Genomic DNA, 16,421 nt, shown 5'->3' on the forward strand with positions numbered 1-16,421 from the left:
GGTGAGGAGAAAAGGGTAACAGAGGGAAAGTGTCAGTGCCCTATTTCGGTTGGGCGAGGAGAAAAAGGTAACAGAGGGAAAGTGTCAGTGCCTTAATTCGGTAGGGCGAGGAGAAAAAGGTAACAGAGAGATAGTGTCAGTGCCCTTATTCGGTTGAGCGAGGAGAAAAAGGTAACAGAGGGGAAGTATCAGTGCCCTAATTCGGTAGGGCGAGGAGAAAAAGGTAACAGAGGGGTAGTATCAGTGCCTTAATTCGGTAGGGCGAGGAGAAAAAGGTAACAGAGAGATAGTGTCAGTGCCCTTATTCGGTTGAGCGAGGAGAAAAAGGTAACAGAGGGAAAGTGTCAGTGCCCTTATTTGGTTGAGCGAGGAGAAAAAGGTAACAGAGGGGTAGTATCAGTGCCCTAATTCGGTAGGGTGAGGATAAAAAGGTAACAGAGGAGTAGTATCAGTGCCCTAATTCGGTAGGGAAAGGATAAAAAGGTAACAGAGGAGTAGTATCAGTGCCCATTTTCAGTTGAGCGAGTCAAAAAAGGTAACAGAGGAGTAGTATCAGTGCCCTTTTTCAGTTGGGCAAGGAGAAAAAGGTAACAGAGGGGAAGTATCAGTGCCCTAATTCGGTTGAGCGAGTCAAAAAAGGTAACAGAGGAGTAGTATCAATGCCCTAATTCGGTTAAGCGAGGATAAAAAGGTAACAGAGGAAAGTGTCAATGCCCTAATTCGGTTAAGCGAGGAGAAAAAGGTAACAGAGGAAAGTGTCAGTGCCCTAATTCGGTTGAGTGAGGATAAAAAGGTAACAGAGGGGAAGTATCAGTGCCCTAATTCGGTAGGGCGAGGATAAAAAGGTAACAGAGGGGAAGTATCAGTGCCTTAATTCGGTTGGTTGAGGAGAAGAGGGTAACAGGGGGAAGTATCAATATCTTTTCGGCAGCATAGAAAAACGAACACATTCTGTAATGACAAGAATGTGTTCGTTTTTTTTTAGTATACTTTGTCACCATTAAAAATAGAGTTTTTAACGATTACATAATCCACATTACGAATAGCATCGAGCGTTTTGCCACCAGCATAGGAAATAGAAGATTGAAGATCTTGCTCCATTTCAATGAGTGTATCCTTTAGTGAGCCTCTATGCTCCACTAGCATTTTCTTACCTTCTACATTCTTTCTTTCACCCTTTTGGAATTCAGAAGCGGAACCAAAGTATTCCTTATATAGCTTGCCATCTCTCTCAACAGTCTCACCAGGTGATTCCTCGTGCCCAGCAAATAGAGAACCAATCATGACCATGCTAGCGCCAAAACGGACAGACTTCGCAATATCACCGTGTGTACGAATGCCACCGTCAGCAATGATAGGTTTACTTGCTGCTTTTGCACACCAACGAAGTGCAGCTAATTGCCATCCGCCAGTACCAAAGCCAGTTTTAATTTTTGTTATACATACTTTACCAGGTCCAATTCCTACCTTAGTAGCGTCAGCACCAGCATTTTCTAATTCTCTTACAGCTTCTGGTGTTCCGACATTACCAGCAATAACAAAGCTTCCTGGTAGTGTCTTTTTAATATGTTGAATCATTTCGATTACTGCGTTGGAATGACCATGTGCAATATCGATTGTAATATATTCTGGTGTTAAATTATTAGTAGCTAATTCTTCAATAAAGCGATATTCCTCTTCTTTTACGCCAACACTAATGGATGCGTATAATCCGCGTTCTTGCATATCCTTAACGAAGTCTAAACGCTTCTCTGGTTGGAAGCGATGCATGATATAGAAATAGCCTTCCTCAGCTAATTTCAAGGCAATCGTTTCATCTATAATGGTTTGCATATTAGCAGGTACTACAGGTAATTTAAATTTGCGACCACCGAATGTAATAGATGTATCACATTCCGAACGGCTAGTTACAACACATTTTGCGGGAATTAACTGGATATCTTCGTAATCAAATACGTTTTCCATAATTAGCACTCCTAAATACGAATATTTTATCGTATGATAATAATAATTGTTCGCCATTAGCTAATTTACTACATTTTCTTTTGTGTGTCAAATTTCATTTATAGGCTATGCTAATTGGTGCAATTTAATCCATTATAAAACACCCCCGAAAGTTAGGGATTTACTCTAATTTCGGAGGTGTTTCTAGTTAAAGCTGTGATTATTTCTTGTTTTGACGGAATAAATCAATCGTCTTATACCCTTGAGATAATACCTCTACCATTTGTTCAACTCGTTTATCTCGGGTTTTTTGCTGTTTGGCAGAAAAGATGAATCGTGCCCAGTCTCTTCTATAACCAGGGGTTAGACTCTGATAGAATGAAAATTCACTTGGATGATCGATTAACATTGCTTCCACGTCCTTAACATTAACCTCATAATCGGCTACAGATTGACTAGAGGGAGACGTTTTTTTCTCCTTTTTCTTTTCACGCTTAAGTCCTACAACGGTAAATACATCATCCATACTAACCATTCGAGCAAATTTAATATCACTATCGTAGACATATCCATCTTCATCAACCTTTAGCGCAGGGAAAATTTCATCGCGATGGACATGTGTATCGTATCGTTTGTTTCCTTTTTTAGGGTAGGCGAAAAAGAGGTAGCCCTTTTCCTGCAATAATTCATTACCCTCGATAACTTTGATTGTGTGTTTTACCATTTCCTCAATCGTTTCAATAAAAATAAAAATGGCATCATGATTCTTTATCAATTCTGTAGCAAAGTTGTCGAATATTATATAGTCTTCAGGTTTATTCAATACTACGAGGTTATGATATTTTGATAACTTTAATTTCTCTATAATAGACATCTTAGAATACTCCTTTTCCCATGAAACTAATTATTATATTGAACATATCTCTCTTTACGGGTGGTGTCAATGTAGTTAAATGGGTAAACTGACTAATAATAATATTGGAAGGTGATATCATGCAAGAGGCAGTTTTTTTAGATAGAGATGGGGTCATTAATGAGGTATTGTCCCATCGGGTGAGATTTGTTAATAAGGCTAGTGACTTTTATTTACTAGAAGGGGTTGGAGAAGCCGTTAAGTCATTAAATAATATGGGGTTTAAAGTGTTTGTGGTCACTAATCAAGGTGGTGTTGGATTGGGATATATGACGGAATCAGCGCTTGAGGAGGTCCACCAAAAAATGCGTGATGATTTAGCAGCATTCGGAGCAAGAATTGATGATATTGCATATTGTCCACATAAGCCACGAGCCAGCTGCGCATGCAGAAAACCAGGTGCTCAAATGTTACTTGATTTAGCAGAAAAACATGGGGTGAATTTAAGGAAGAGCTATATGGTTGGCGATCGTGACCAGGATATTGAAGCTGGGAAGAGAGCTGGAACCAAAACAGTGTTGGTTGGAACTCGAGAAGAAACGAAGAGTGAAGCAGATATGAAGTTTAAAGATTTGTTAACTTTTACAAAATGGCTAATAGATGGTGCCCCAGATTAAGGGGCACCTAATATTGATTGTTAATACTAGAAAATCAAGTAAGATCTATCTGTGGTCAGATATTCTCCACCATATAAAAGTAGTGGTTAATCCAATAATACTAATCAATATTACTAGTGTAAAGCTTAGTAAACCGATACTTTCACTTGTACCATCAATGCCACTATAAAGAGCAGGTATTGCCCATGGGAAGTATGCCCCATACCCTATTGTAGCGAGGATTTGTGAGAAGACTACCATTAAGATTACAAAACCCAAAGGAGCTAAGTACCCTCGACCTAAACAAGCAAATAAAGCTACTGGTGTACTTAACAAAACTGTTAAAAGTGTTGTGACAATTAATGTATAAAGACCTTCTACCAGAGTTGTAATAGACCAATCAGGTAGAATAATGATAAGTCCTAGGATAATGCCAAATGCGATAATATATAACGCCAATGCCATATTAGCTACAAATGCAGTGAAAAACTTTGCTAGAATAATGGTTCTTCTTGGGAAGGGAAGAGCAATTAGGTCTTTTATTGTTCTATCCGAATATTCCCTCCCAAATATCCAACTTGTTACAAATCCGAATATGACTATTCCTCCAATTGCTAATATTTGTGATAGTAAATTGAGGTAAGATGGCCAGCTAGCTTCCCCTATGATCTTGGCTTTAGCTCCGATTAGACCATTGTTTTGTGCAAGGATTGGATCCTTAAGGATAATCATAAAGAGTCCTCCCATTAAGGGTGCGAATGAAAAAGCTCCTAAGGTTATCCAGAACATTTTTGATTTGCGTAATTTAAATAACTCTGTTTGAATTGCTCCTAATGCAGGATTCATGTAAATGGTCTCCTTTCTCTTGAATAATACGCAGAAAATAGCTTTCTAGGTCTTCTTGTTCAACCGATAATTTAGTGAGTAAATGACCGCCTTGAACTAGAATTTGGGCAACTTGTTCGGGTGAGGTGATTGCCTTTTGCTGATGCAATTCTATTGTCCCTGCTTGCGATACATGGGGATCATACCCATGTTGCAGTAATAGATCCACAGTAGATGATAGGTTTTTTGTTTGAATATGTAGTCGTTGATTCAATAATTGTGGTAGTTCTTTAGATGATAGCTCTTGATGTAAATTCCCATTATGAATAATCCCTATTTTTGTCGCAGTTCTAGCAACTTCACTAAGAAGATGGCTGGAAATAAAGATAGTTACTCCGTGATTATGAGCTAAATCCTGTAGTAGTTCTCTAATTTCTACTATTCCAGCGGGATCAAGTCCGTTAACAGGCTCATCCATTATTAATATTTGAGGGTGATGTAATAATGCCTTTGCAATGCCTAAACGCTGTGCATTTCCTAGGGAAAGGTGTTTGGCCTTTTTATTGGCGTATCTTGTCAAGTTTAGCCGCTCCAAAATATTTGTTACGGACTGTGGGTCCAGAATGCCATATAGTCGACGAAATATATTAAGGTTTTCTTTAACGGTTAGTTCCGGGTAGGCATATGGAGTTTCTACTATATAGCCCACATCCTGCCAAATAGGGTAGTTAGATAGATTTACATGTTTCCCATTAATAAAGCAAGCCCCTTCACTAGGGTTTATCATACCAAGCATCATTCTTATCATGGTTGTTTTTCCTGCTCCGTTTAAGCCAATAAATCCATAAATCTCTCCTCTGTTTACTTGAAGCGATACCTGATTGACAGCCTGAAATCCTCTATAGTTTTTTGAAAGGCTCTCTGTTTGAATCACAGCTTGCACGACTTATTCCTCCTTTATAAGTCCATTAACTGTATGGTTAATGAGAAACTCTATTGTTTTTGGATATTCCAATTCACCAATTTTTTCCTTTTGGAATGAAAGAAATACCAACGATCGTAATATGCTAGCTATCATCTTTGGTGATTCTGTAAACTGTAACCCTTGTTTTTCCCACTTTTGAATTAATATGGATGAAAAGTCAGAGTCTTTATCGAAGTGACTTTCTAGTTTCTCCGGTGGTAGCTTTCTAAATAAGTACTCCAAATTGTTCTCTAAGTACAGCTGCTGAATAATTGTAGATTTTTCTATACTAGTAATCATTCTTAGAAGCGTTATCTTAACAGTTTGTTTAGGGTTATCTCCGAGTTCAAGCTGTAATAGCTCATTCTTTATTTGCGCTTCTTCTTGTTCGAGAACCTCAAAATAAAGTTCTTCTTTTGATTGATAGAATTTATAAAAGCTACCAGCAGCAATACCTACTTTCGATGTAATATCTTGAATACTAGTTTTTTGTAGACCATGTATCGAAAATAGTTGTTTCCCTTGTTCGATTAACGCTTCCTTGATGACCTTCTTTTCATGATTGTTGAACCCTTTTGGCATATCGTTAGATCCTTTCTTTTGAATATATGAATAAAATATTTTTTTATTCACATAAAGCATAGCATCTTTTTCTGAATAATTCCAGAACAAATTTTCAATTTTTTTAAAAGGAAGCTAGTGTGCGTAGAATGGCTACAGCTTGAATGATTATGATAACCATGGATAGCTAAGGTCTTTTAAGATTATGTTTAATTGTATAGAATTTGTTAAATTTTATATCAATTTAATGATTTTAGCAGGATTCATCGATGTCCCGATAGAATATAGTATTTAGGATTGATTAACAAAAAAAGAGGAGGAATTATCATGTCCAAGAAAGTATTGATTCTTGCTGGTGATGCAGTAGAGGCGTTAGAAATTTACTATCCATATTTCCGTTGCCTAGAGGAAGGGTTTGAAACGACTATTGCTGCATCATCACCAAAGAAGTTGCATACTGTTGTTCATGACTTCATCGGTTGGGAAACATACACAGAGAAAGAAGGATACTTAATCGAGGCGACAGCGAGCTTTGAAGCAATTAAACCAGAGGAATATGATGGGTTGATTATTCCAGGAGGTCGTGCACCGGAATTTATGCGTCTGAATGAGCATGTACCAGCTATTGTAAGACACTTTTTTGAAGCGGATAAGCCGATTGCAGCGGTTTGTCATGCTGCTCAGGTACTAACGACAGTACGTGAGCATATGAAGGGAAGAGAGCTAACGGCCTATATTGCGTGTAAGCCGGAAGTAGAAGCGTTAGGCTCAACATATGTTAGTGAGCCAAACCATGTGGATGGGAATTTAATCTCTGGTCATGCTTGGCCGGATTTGCCTGGGTTGATGAAGGAGTTCGTGAAACAAGTAAATGGTGTAGGAGTAGAGGCGTAATCTAGCAAGAACATCGAAAGAAATTTCTTCATGTAAGCCATAAAGAGTAAATTTCAAAGAAAAGAAATAATTGCCCTATTACTTGTTAGGGCAATTATTTTGTTTTGGTTTAAGGTATATCATGTTATGGTATGAGACAACGTGCTGAACGGAAAATTGTAACGAACAACCATAAGATAATCCTAAACAATACAGCATATGGAGGCTAACTATGAACAATGATCAATGGTTTACCACTATTCCAACATTAGAGACGGAAAGATACATACTTAGAGGAATTCAGCTAGAGGATGCTAGCCGTTTATTTCCATTTTTACGTGATAAGGAGACAATGAAAAACATTACTGCCCATCCAGTTCAGAGTGAGGAAGAGGTGCGGCAAGGAATTATCGACTCATTAGCGAAATTTGATAAACAACAGGAAATTCCATGGGTAATTATCCATAAAAAGAACAATGACTTAGTAGGGCAATTCCGACTACATAAACTTAGCTTATGGCATCAGAAGGCAGAGATGGGTGCCGTTATTCGCGAGGATTATCAGAATAAAGGCGTAATGACAGAAATAATAAAAGTTCTCCTACCATTTGTGTTTGACACCCTTCGACTTCATCGGCTTGTAGGGGATATTTTTGCAAGAAACGATGGTTCTAGGAAGCTATTAGAAAAATTCGGGTTTACGAAAGAAGGCGTTCTGCGTGACACCGACTATGATGGAGTGAAGTTCCATGATACCGTAGTATACTCCATGCTGCGTGAGGAATATGAATGGAAAAAGAATAACGCATGATGGAGGTACAAGTTTGGCTGATACGCGGGGTAATTTACAAAATTGTTAGAAAAATATACAATGTAACTATATTTAGTTAGATATGAGGTGTAATAATGAAACTAGTTAGTTACCGATTAATAAACGAGGAAACTCCCTTACGTGTAGGAATAGTACTGGAAAATGGCGATATAGTGGATGCTCAACAAGTCTATGAAATGTACCAGCAGAAGGAATCACAAAGCAAACTGGAAACGTCATTACCATCGGATCCAACCATATTTTTTAAGCAAGGGCTACCTCTTATCGAAAAGGTAAAGGAAGCATATGGATATGCAAAGGATAATCGGTTCGAGAAGGTAAAGCGATACGAGAGAAGGGAAGTGTATTTAGGACCGGTAATTTCAGAACCATCGAAGATTATTTGTGTCGGTCGAAACTATGTAGAGCATGCTCAAGAAATGAAAAGTGAGATACCGGAATACCCAGTACTATTTGCGAAATTTGCCAATTCGTTAATCGGAGCGGATGATGCAATCGAAAAAACCTCTTTTACAGATAAGCTAGATTATGAAGTAGAGTTAACCGTCGTTATTGGAAAAGAGGCCGCTAAAGTAAAAAGAGAAGATGCTCTTGACTATATTGCAGGGTATACAATAGGAAATGATGTGTCAGCCAGGGACTTACAGAAACGTACACCTCAATGGTTACAAGGCAAGACAGTGGATAGAAGTACACCAATTGGTCCGTGGATCGTAACTCCAGATGAAGTAGGGGATCCTGGGAAACTGGATATTACATGCTATGTCAATGGAGAAGTACGTCAATCATCAAACACGGAGAAATTCATTTTTGATATTCCGTATTTAATTGAATTTATCTCTCATCTGATTACTTTAAATCCGGGAGACATCATCATGACTGGTACACCAGACGGGGTAGCTTTTGGCATGGAAACTCCTAAATTCTTACAAGACGGAGATATTGTTCGTTTGGAGATTTCCAAGATTGGTCACATGGAGAATCGTGTCAAACAAGCTGACTAGTGCAATAACCCATCATATTCTGATGGATGAAACGTAAGCTGTTAGTATAGGTTTATCTCGTATGAAACAGGTATTATGAGTTCCTATGGAATAAAGTTTAACTTTCACAAGAAGGAGTGATCACATGAGTGAAAAGGTTGTCATCAAGGTGAATGATAATGGTTCATACCGAGTTACTGGTGATGTGGAATTAGTTGATGCTGAGGGTAATGTTTTTGAAACGAAAAAGAGTTTTTCCTTATGTCGTTGTGGGCACTCAGCGTTAAAGCCATTCTGTGATGGTACTCATCGAAAAATCGGGTTTGAAAGTACACCTAGGGCAAAAAAAGAAAATCCGTAATCCTTTCAATCGGGTTACGGATTTTTTTATCTTAATCGTTGGATGACATAAAAGCATCCTTGCCCACGCCGAAATCTCGAATCGTTGAATAGAATAAGATAGTATTCCTTATTCATCCATAATCGTTAAATAAATTTCTGATCCATCTGGTGAATAGTGGTAGCTCACTTCGGATACCTCTAATGTGATAATGGAATGGTTCTGACTATCTTTATATTGGTTAGCTAATTCTTCATTAGTAAAGTAAAATTTCACATTACCGTGTGCATCTCGATCAGCCAGTGGTAACCAGTTTGGAGGTAAATGGCCTTCTGGGATAAAGCTTAATGGTTCATCGTTTGTGAATTGTCCAGAAATCATTTGGATTTCATGATTACGAAATGTGATGATAGTTTCCTCGCCCTGATGCTCCACCTCTTTCACCTTCATATTTCCTAACCACATATCCGGTTCAATTGTGTCGGGATTAAATAATAGAGAATCTGCTTCTTCATTCCTATTACTCGCTTCCTGATCAAACGTAGATGCATGATCCTCCATCGATTCTTCCATTGCCATTCCTGCTTCTACTTCTGATTCATCACTATCGAAGCTAGCCATTTCATTCTGTGCGCCATTCGTATCATTGCTACTTATCATCATACCCATTTGATTTTGAACAACGACAATCAATAATAGTGCGACAGCGGTAATGGCTGAAGCAGTAATCCAGACTGGAAAGGCCGGTTTAGACTTTCGAATAGGCTCATTGGTAAGCTCTGCTATTTTATTTCGTACCGCTTGTTTATCGTTCTCTGTAAACGATGTGGGAATTTGGTTAAATTCATTTTTTAGATCTTTAAATTGCTTATCCATGGCTGACACCACCTTTTTCAGATGATAAGCATTCCTTTAATTTAATCCGGCCACGATTAAGACGTGTTCGTACAGTAGCCTCATTCATAGCTAACACCTTTGCGATTTCTTTCGTTGAAAGGTCTTTAAAGTAGAAAAGAATGATGACTTCTCGGTATTTAATGGGTAGATCCATTACTTTTTGAAAAAGTTCGCTGGAGTTATCCTTTTGGAGTGTCATTTCTTCTGGCGTCAATTCTACTGTTTTCATTGATTGTGAGGAAGAAATGAGCTTCTCCTTTAAGCGTTTATTCCTTGATTGCCAGCTTCTTAAATGATCCTTACATTTATTAATTGCAATGGAATATATCCAGCTTCTTAAGGAAGAGTTCCCTTGAAACGTATTTAATTTTTGATAGATCGTGACAAATACTTCCTGTGTCACATCGTCCGTATCTGCTGAATTTTTCATATATGCAAATACTAAGCGCTTTATTTCATCACCGTACGTATCCATAATTGTTTCAATGGCAAGGGTTGGATTGGACTGCAGTTCCTTAATGCCCTCATTATCGTACGTCGGATGGAATGCTTTCGAGTGGCCCACTCTAATTCCTCCTAACTTCCTAATCTCTTATAAGACGCAATCACTTCGTATTATGTTTCATTTAACGTAAAGTTTCTTGTTAGTTGTAGTCTACCATATTTGCATTTTAAATATTCTAAAATTTAATTATAAGTAGGCAATTTTAGGGACAAACATGTTGAGAATTTGGTATTTATTACTGTTTTGAGTAGAGGAGAATGATTAATGCACCATTAAATAGCAGTTCTAAAGCTTATTTTGATATGTGTATAAGTTTATCCACTAATCCTAACACTAATTTTCATACGGGAAGGGAGGCGAAATGATGGTCAATAAGGAAAAGGAGTTCAATAATATGTTCAAGGAAAACAGAAATCATGGCGAGCACCGTAACGGGAGGAAGAGTCAGTACAAAAATAGCTCTGCCCATGGCGGAGACCAGCCAGACGAGTACTTAAACCGAAAAGATTAATGGGTAAAGGCATTCGCTAATAATTTAGTGAATGCCTTTTATATCTAAATTCTGCTATAGCAACGTATTACCTACCGCATTCTCAATTGTTTTAATTAGTTTTTTGTCCCGTGTTTTTCCGTATGCGCATAGGATAAAGTAGTGGAAATGGAATAGTAAGGGAGAGGGCATTGTGAGTCTTTTCATGAATACACAAACACATCCGAATTTATTTAAGAATAGTAACCAAATAGAAGAACCGAATCAGTCTTATTATAAAAGCGATTATGTAAAGGAACTACTGGCTGAGCAAGAGGAAAGGAATAATTCCTTTCAGAAAGCGATGAGAGACATACGTCGATCCTTCCAAAGTCACTGGTTACTTGAGGAGAAACGATGGGGAGAAGTGTCAGAGGATCTTAAAGACTTGAAGGAAAAGGATAAGCAGCATCAAGTATTTGAAAAACAGACGAGGGAGTGGATCATGATGTTAGAGCGTAACAGTCAGGAACTTCATCGTATTGTGGAGAAGAACAGTACTATTAATGAAGATATTTTAAAGGAGATTAATCGGATTCATCAATCCAATGAAGCTATGATAGAGCAGCTGGTGAAGTTCTACGAAGCAAATCAACAATTCACTCATAAAATGGATGCGATTAGTGAGCAGCAGCAAGTGATGGCGGAGCAAGTAACCAAGCAGCAAGATAAGCAAGATAAAGTAATTGGTCAGTTAGAAAACCAAGAAGCATTAATGGAGAAGTCTTACCGCCAATTAAGTACCTTACGATCGATATTGTTCGAACGAACCAGTTTTGTGGTAGAAAAGATAGAGGAAAGCTATCAGCTTACATCATCTGTTTTGTATCAGTATTTAACAGGGAATGACAAACCATTAACACTAATGATAAGGGATCAAAGTAAGGAAAATAATAAAAATGGGTAATGGAAGGGGCGAAATCGATATAGGTATCGTCTTTCTCTTAATGGGGAAATACCATATCTCTTAAGGTTAGCACATAATGTATGTAAAGCGGAATAATGGATCACCAGCTCCGGAAATATAGGTTGGATTGTACGTATATTTCCGGTAGCAGGTAAGATGGATAGATGAAATTTTTTCTTCAAGCTAGTTCTAGTGACGTTTATTCAACCATAATACGCCAGATTTTACTAATCGAGGAACAATACCAGTCATTGGCTGCTTCATCATATTACCAAATCCATCACTTTTACCTAATGATCCTAATGTTCCTTTTAAGCGAATATCTTTTGGTTTTTTCGGTTCTTTATTTTTCAAGACACAATTTAATACGGCTGCTGTTTGTTCGCCTTGAATACCAGCTAGCTGTGCACTTGGTGAGTGTATGGAAGATGCACAATCACCGATAACATATACGTTTGGTTGCTCCGGTACCTGGAAGAAGTCATTAACGACGATTTTTTCATGCTGGTCCTTTTGGAAAGGTAATTCTCGGACAACCTTGTTCGGGCGTACCCCAGCAGTCCAAATCGTTACATCATTCACATAACAGACACCGTTATTACAAACACCGTCTTTTTCTACGTATTCCACATTGGCATGATGCAGTACCTCGACATCGTTTTTATTAAACCAGTCTGCCACATATCCTTGAATCCTTGGATCGAACGCTCTAAGAACAGAGCCGCCGCGATCTAGAAGACGAATGTTAAGGTCTTCTCTGCTTTCACGTATTTCAGAAGCTACTTCAATACCACTTAAGCCCGCACCAACAATCGTTACTTTACCATAGGCTTTTAGGTTTCCTACTGCAAGACCCGCTCTTCGTGATCCAGCAAAAGATTGCACACTTTCTGTATAAATATCTGCCCCTTCAATACCGTGATAATTATCTTCACATCCCAGTGCGACAACTAAATAATCATATGAAACTACTTCACTACGATCTTGAAAAACGATTTGCTTATGTTCTGCATCAATCTTTTCTACTTCTGCAAACACATACTGGATTCGGTCATCCTTTGGAAAGTCTACTCGTACTTCGCGATCAGCAACAGTACCAGCAACAATCGTATAAAATTCTGTCTTTAATGATTGGTATGGATTGCGATCTACTATGGTTAGATTTACGTCTTCTGGTAAGCCTTTATCCAGTAAACCTAGTGCAACCTTAATCCCTCCATAGCCACCGCCTAGTATTACTAAATTTCTCATATCTTTTACCCCCATCCCCTGCTAGAAATCAGAATGCTAGTATTTTGGGATATTTTTTATCCGGAAACGCTTTCCACTTTTAAGAGTATCAAAGAAATGCTTGTTAGACTAGTAGAAATCATAAAGACTTTAAAAAAATATAGTAAAAATTTCCCAACTTTTATTCATGAATTTTCATTATTTGGAAATAGTAACGAATGAAATGGTGGAAATATCAATCATAACGAAAGGAAGATTACAGATGAAGAATAAGCTTTTCCTATTATTAGCGGCTATTATCGTTGCTGGATCCTGGCAGCTTTCTAGTGTGTTCGCTGAAAAACAAGATGAAGTTTGGTTTGACTTCTTCCAAAAGGATGGGGAGAAAAAAGAGAAAGAGGAATTTCGACACGAACATAAGGGAATTCAACATGAAGCCTGGATAAAATATAAGGCGAAGGAATTAGGGATTGAAACAGAAGGAAAAAATCTCCATACATTAGCAAAGGAAGTAAAAGAAGCAAAGCTATTAAAAAAAGCTGAGGAACTAGGTATCGAAATTGAAGGCAAGGATATAAAAGAACTTGCAAGAGAAATCCATCATACGAAGGTAGTAAACGAGGCAGAAGAGCTTGGTATTGAAACAGAAGGGAAGGAACCGGAAGCAATTGCCCAAGAAGTAATGGATGTAAAGCTTAAGCAAAAGGCACAAGAGTTAGGAATCGATATGGATGGGAAGGAGACAGAGGAGCTACTAAAGGAAGTGAAGGCAGTTATTCTAGAAAAGGAAGCAGAGGCCTACCATATTGACACGGACGGGAAAAAGCACCATGAGATTGTAATGGAAATCCATGAGGCTAAAATTTATGACACAGCAGAAAAGCTAGGTATGGAAACGGAAGGTAAGAACCCACAAGATATCTTAAATGAAATTTTCGAAGAACATGCTGATAAAGCGAAAGAATTAAAACTATTTCCTTTTGAGGATAATAAGGATAAATTTTACTTAGAACACCATAGAGAAGACATGGATTAATCAAGAGGGAAATGTTCCCTCTTGATTTTTTGAGCTGGAATTAACCGAAATAAAGAAGCAGAATGAGATATTATTTAGTAATGAAAGGTTGCCTCTACGAATGCTGTAATTTGATTTTGTCCGGCTTCAATTGGGGTTGTCACGGCACTATCAGTTGCAACGCCTAGTACATATGGGCGAGGAGTTTCTGGTGCATGGCTAGTTAGTTCTTTTAATTGGGTAGGGGTTTGAGGAATGGAAACGCCGAGCGTCTCTGCGATTGTGGCAGCTTTTTCTTGAGCATTTCGAATGGCGCTTGCCAGTGCTTGTTGATAATAACGTTGCTCATTGCCAACACGTAGCGCTATATTTCGTACCGTATTCGCACCATTTTCCATCGCTATATCGACTATTTCCCCTACTCTTTCTATATGTTCTATTTTTATGGTAAGCAAATTACTCACGCGGTAGCCTCGGAATACTTGAGTACCGTCTTGGTAGTCATATTGAATGTCTACTCGAAAATCAGATGTTTGAATGTTTTCCCGAGAAATCCCAGCATTAACGAGAGCGTTGATGACATTGGTTGTCCTTTGCGCATTGGCTTGCTGTGCTTCTTGTAACTGCTCATCCTCCGTAATGACACCAAGTAAGATAGTGGCATGATCTGGTGTAGCGAACACACTACCTTCTCCGACGACCTTTACTTTGTTTTCAGTTTGTCTTGTCGGAATCGTACCACGGTTTTGGTAGTTCGTATGATAATACATGTTTATTCACCTCTTATAGGTTAAATATATGATAGTTGACTGATATAGGTGTAAGAAATAGTGGTAAAAGTTAATATTTACAAGTTGTAGTAATGAAATAGGAATAAAAATGTTCAAAACCAGAAGGGTATAAAAAGGAATGACTAGCGATAAAATCATATAAACAAGCCATCCCGTACTGTTTTATAAAGGTACTGGATGGCTTGTTATATTTATTGGCTTATGCTAAACGCTTAATACGCTCATCTAAATCTGGATGTGTAGAAAATATGGATGATTTACGTTTGTTATTAATTTTTAATGTTGCAATGGATGTATCGTCTTCACCTTTAATACGGCTAGTGTATGCTTTTAGGCTTTCTAGCGCATGGCGCATTTTATCCTTACCAGCTAAGTCAGCTCCACCACGGTCTGCGTGGTATTCGCGATGTCTTGAGTACGCAAATACGACAATACTTCCTAGGATTGAGAAGACAATCTGGAATACGATAATCGCGATGAAATGGACAATTGGTGCAAGCTCTTCCTTAACAAAGCGAGAAACAGCAAATGCAACGATTCGGGATAGGAATACGACAAATGTATTCACGATTCCTTGTAGTAATGTCATGGTTACCATATCGCCATTCGCAATATGTGCAACCTCATGAGCGATAACGCCTTCAACTGCATCATCATCCATTTCTTGTAATAAACCAGTTGAAACGGCTACTAATGAACGTTTCTTGGATGGCCCAGTTGCAAAAGCGTTAACCTCAGGAGAATGATAGATTCCAACCTCAGGCATATGCATTAATCCAGCAGCTCTGGATAAGCGATGTACTTTTTCCACAACAGCTCTTTCATATTCGTTCATCGGTCCATTAGGATCAATAACCTTTACACCCATCATTTTCTTAGCCATCCAGCGGGACATGCCAAGTGATATGAATGATCCAGTGAAACCAATCACAGCACTGAAAATGAGGAGGGTACCAAATTGAATTTGCCCATCATTACCAATATAATTTCCGATAGGTAAAATACTAAAGATTATACCAATAGTTAATAAAACAAGTACGTTAGTTAGTAGGAAGTAAAAAATTCTTTTTCCCATACTCTCACCTTTCTATTTAAAATTTTTAAAATTGTATTCACAACGTTAATACGTATATTATAAAGGCAAATACAATTGTTGTCATCTCTGGTATCAATATATGAACAAAAGGGACAAGATATTCAAAAAAGAGCGATAAAATGAGAGGAAAAGTGGTACATGCAATTCAAGATGAATATGCAGAAGACTATTCATGGTGTTACGGATGTGGCCGATTAAATGAACAGGGGCTTCATTTACGAACAGGATGGGATGGAGATAGGACGGTTACCTACTATGCCCCTCGTGCAGAACAGATGGCTGTTCCTGGATTTGTTTATGGAGGGCTTATTGCTTCTCTTATTGATTGCCATGGAACAGGTTCAGCTTCCCTAGCAGTACATCGTAAAAACGGTTATGAACCAGGAAGTAAGGCTCCTGAACCGCCTAGGTTTGTTACAGCATCTCTTAAGGTAGACTTTGTAAAGCCCACTCCACATGGTGTACCATTAAAAGCAATTGGTGTGACCGAAGAGATTCATCCAAAGAAGTGGAAGGTATCTATTGAAGTATTTGCGGATGATACATGCTGTGCTATGGGTGAAGTGATAGCGGTTGTGATGCCAAAAACATTTCAGAATAAATGACAAAGGGTGAGCAAA

General features: G+C 38.2%; 19 protein-coding genes. 9 read left to right on the forward strand and 10 right to left on the reverse strand.

Annotation, left to right across the window (positions count from 1 at the left end; translation table 11 throughout):
- Window positions 1-981 precede the first annotated feature (981 nt).
- The gene (guaC, locus tag KGF86_RS02290) at window positions 982-1,965 is read right to left on the reverse strand and encodes a GMP reductase (RefSeq protein WP_211741046.1); all 984 of its coding nucleotides are present in this window, start codon (window positions 1,963-1,965) and stop codon (window positions 982-984) included.
- A 199-nt stretch (window positions 1,966-2,164) separates the two neighbouring features.
- A complete protein-coding gene (locus KGF86_RS02295) occupies window positions 2,165-2,818 on the reverse strand; it encodes a YdeI/OmpD-associated family protein (RefSeq protein ID WP_211741047.1) in 654 nt (217 codons plus the stop codon).
- A gap of 119 nt (window positions 2,819-2,937) precedes the next feature.
- Here KGF86_RS02295 and KGF86_RS02300 point away from each other — a divergent pair, with 119 nt between their 5' ends.
- On the forward strand, window positions 2,938-3,474 hold the full coding sequence (locus KGF86_RS02300; RefSeq protein WP_186868127.1) for a D-glycero-alpha-D-manno-heptose-1,7-bisphosphate 7-phosphatase: 537 nt from the start codon (window positions 2,938-2,940) through the stop codon (window positions 3,472-3,474).
- A 45-nt stretch (window positions 3,475-3,519) separates the two neighbouring features.
- On the opposite strand, the gene KGF86_RS02305 is transcribed toward KGF86_RS02300, so the two are convergent.
- From KGF86_RS02305 to KGF86_RS02315, 3 genes are read right to left on the reverse strand one after another with little or no spacing between them, the layout of a single operon-like run.
- Complete coding sequence (locus KGF86_RS02305) at window positions 3,520-4,299, reverse strand: ABC transporter permease (protein WP_211741048.1); 780 nt, start codon at window positions 4,297-4,299, stop codon at window positions 3,520-3,522.
- Entirely contained in the window at window positions 4,259-5,221 is a 963-nt protein-coding gene (locus tag KGF86_RS02310) for an ATP-binding cassette domain-containing protein (RefSeq protein ID WP_186868129.1), read from the reverse strand. Before KGF86_RS02310 ends, KGF86_RS02305 begins: the two co-directional genes overlap by 41 nt.
- A gap of 3 nt (window positions 5,222-5,224) precedes the next feature.
- Window positions 5,225-5,875: a TetR/AcrR family transcriptional regulator gene (locus KGF86_RS02315; RefSeq protein WP_211741049.1), complete on the reverse strand. Its 651-nt coding sequence runs from the start codon at window positions 5,873-5,875 to the stop codon at window positions 5,225-5,227.
- 255 nt (window positions 5,876-6,130) lie between these two features.
- On the opposite strand from KGF86_RS02315, the gene KGF86_RS02320 reads away from it, so the two are divergent.
- The 4 genes from KGF86_RS02320 (at window position 6,131) to KGF86_RS02335 (ending at window position 8,852) form a co-directional block, all read left to right on the forward strand.
- The gene (locus KGF86_RS02320; protein WP_186868131.1) at window positions 6,131-6,697 is read left to right on the forward strand and encodes a DJ-1/PfpI family protein; all 567 of its coding nucleotides are present in this window, start codon (window positions 6,131-6,133) and stop codon (window positions 6,695-6,697) included.
- Between the two features lie 211 nt (window positions 6,698-6,908).
- Entirely contained in the window at window positions 6,909-7,487 is a 579-nt protein-coding gene (locus KGF86_RS02325; RefSeq protein ID WP_211741050.1) for a GNAT family N-acetyltransferase, read from the forward strand.
- A 95-nt stretch (window positions 7,488-7,582) separates the two neighbouring features.
- Entirely contained in the window at window positions 7,583-8,512 is a 930-nt protein-coding gene (locus KGF86_RS02330) for a fumarylacetoacetate hydrolase family protein (RefSeq protein WP_211741051.1), read from the forward strand.
- A 124-nt stretch (window positions 8,513-8,636) separates the two neighbouring features.
- Window positions 8,637-8,852, forward strand: coding sequence for a CDGSH iron-sulfur domain-containing protein (locus KGF86_RS02335; protein WP_211741052.1), 216 nt, complete (start codon window positions 8,637-8,639; stop codon window positions 8,850-8,852).
- A 108-nt stretch (window positions 8,853-8,960) separates the two neighbouring features.
- Here KGF86_RS02335 and KGF86_RS02340 read toward each other — a convergent pair whose 3' ends face one another.
- Together KGF86_RS02340 and KGF86_RS02345 are read right to left on the reverse strand one after the other, a co-directional pair.
- Complete coding sequence (locus KGF86_RS02340) at window positions 8,961-9,707, reverse strand: hypothetical protein (protein WP_211741053.1); 747 nt, start codon at window positions 9,705-9,707, stop codon at window positions 8,961-8,963.
- Window positions 9,700-10,293: a sigma-70 family RNA polymerase sigma factor gene (locus KGF86_RS02345; RefSeq protein ID WP_211741054.1), complete on the reverse strand. Its 594-nt coding sequence runs from the start codon at window positions 10,291-10,293 to the stop codon at window positions 9,700-9,702. The genes KGF86_RS02340 and KGF86_RS02345 overlap by 8 nt, the downstream gene beginning before the upstream one ends.
- 304 nt (window positions 10,294-10,597) lie before the next feature.
- Between KGF86_RS02345 and KGF86_RS02350 the strand changes: the two genes are divergently transcribed.
- A complete protein-coding gene (locus tag KGF86_RS02350; protein WP_186868137.1) occupies window positions 10,598-10,744 on the forward strand; it encodes a hypothetical protein in 147 nt (48 codons plus the stop codon).
- 184 nt (window positions 10,745-10,928) lie between these two features.
- Window positions 10,929-11,669: a hypothetical protein gene (locus KGF86_RS02355; protein WP_211741055.1), complete on the forward strand. Its 741-nt coding sequence runs from the start codon at window positions 10,929-10,931 to the stop codon at window positions 11,667-11,669.
- Between the two features lie 189 nt (window positions 11,670-11,858).
- Here the strand turns inward: KGF86_RS02355 and KGF86_RS02360 are convergent, their stop codons facing one another.
- A complete protein-coding gene (locus tag KGF86_RS02360; RefSeq protein ID WP_211741056.1) occupies window positions 11,859-12,920 on the reverse strand; it encodes an NAD(P)/FAD-dependent oxidoreductase in 1,062 nt (353 codons plus the stop codon).
- A gap of 166 nt (window positions 12,921-13,086) precedes the next feature.
- Here KGF86_RS02360 and KGF86_RS02365 point away from each other — a divergent pair, with 166 nt between their 5' ends.
- On the forward strand, window positions 13,087-13,935 hold the full coding sequence (locus KGF86_RS02365) for a hypothetical protein (protein ID WP_211741057.1): 849 nt from the start codon (window positions 13,087-13,089) through the stop codon (window positions 13,933-13,935).
- Between the two features lie 74 nt (window positions 13,936-14,009).
- Here KGF86_RS02365 and KGF86_RS02370 read toward each other — a convergent pair whose 3' ends face one another.
- Together KGF86_RS02370 and htpX are read right to left on the reverse strand one after the other, a co-directional pair.
- Entirely contained in the window at window positions 14,010-14,684 is a 675-nt protein-coding gene (locus KGF86_RS02370; RefSeq protein ID WP_186868141.1) for an SIMPL domain-containing protein, read from the reverse strand.
- Between the two features lie 220 nt (window positions 14,685-14,904).
- Window positions 14,905-15,780 (reverse strand): protease HtpX, encoded by an 876-nt coding sequence (htpX, locus tag KGF86_RS02375; protein ID WP_186868142.1) that lies wholly within the window; start codon window positions 15,778-15,780, stop codon window positions 14,905-14,907.
- A 140-nt stretch (window positions 15,781-15,920) separates the two neighbouring features.
- Between htpX and KGF86_RS02380 the strand changes: the two genes are divergently transcribed.
- A complete protein-coding gene (locus KGF86_RS02380) occupies window positions 15,921-16,406 on the forward strand; it encodes a PaaI family thioesterase (protein WP_211741058.1) in 486 nt (161 codons plus the stop codon).
- The last annotated feature ends 15 nt before the right edge of the window (window positions 16,407-16,421 follow it).

The sequence above is a fragment of the Ornithinibacillus massiliensis genome (genome assembly GCF_018310345.1).
Lineage (GTDB): Bacteria > Bacillota > Bacilli > Bacillales > Amphibacillaceae > Ornithinibacillus > Ornithinibacillus massiliensis.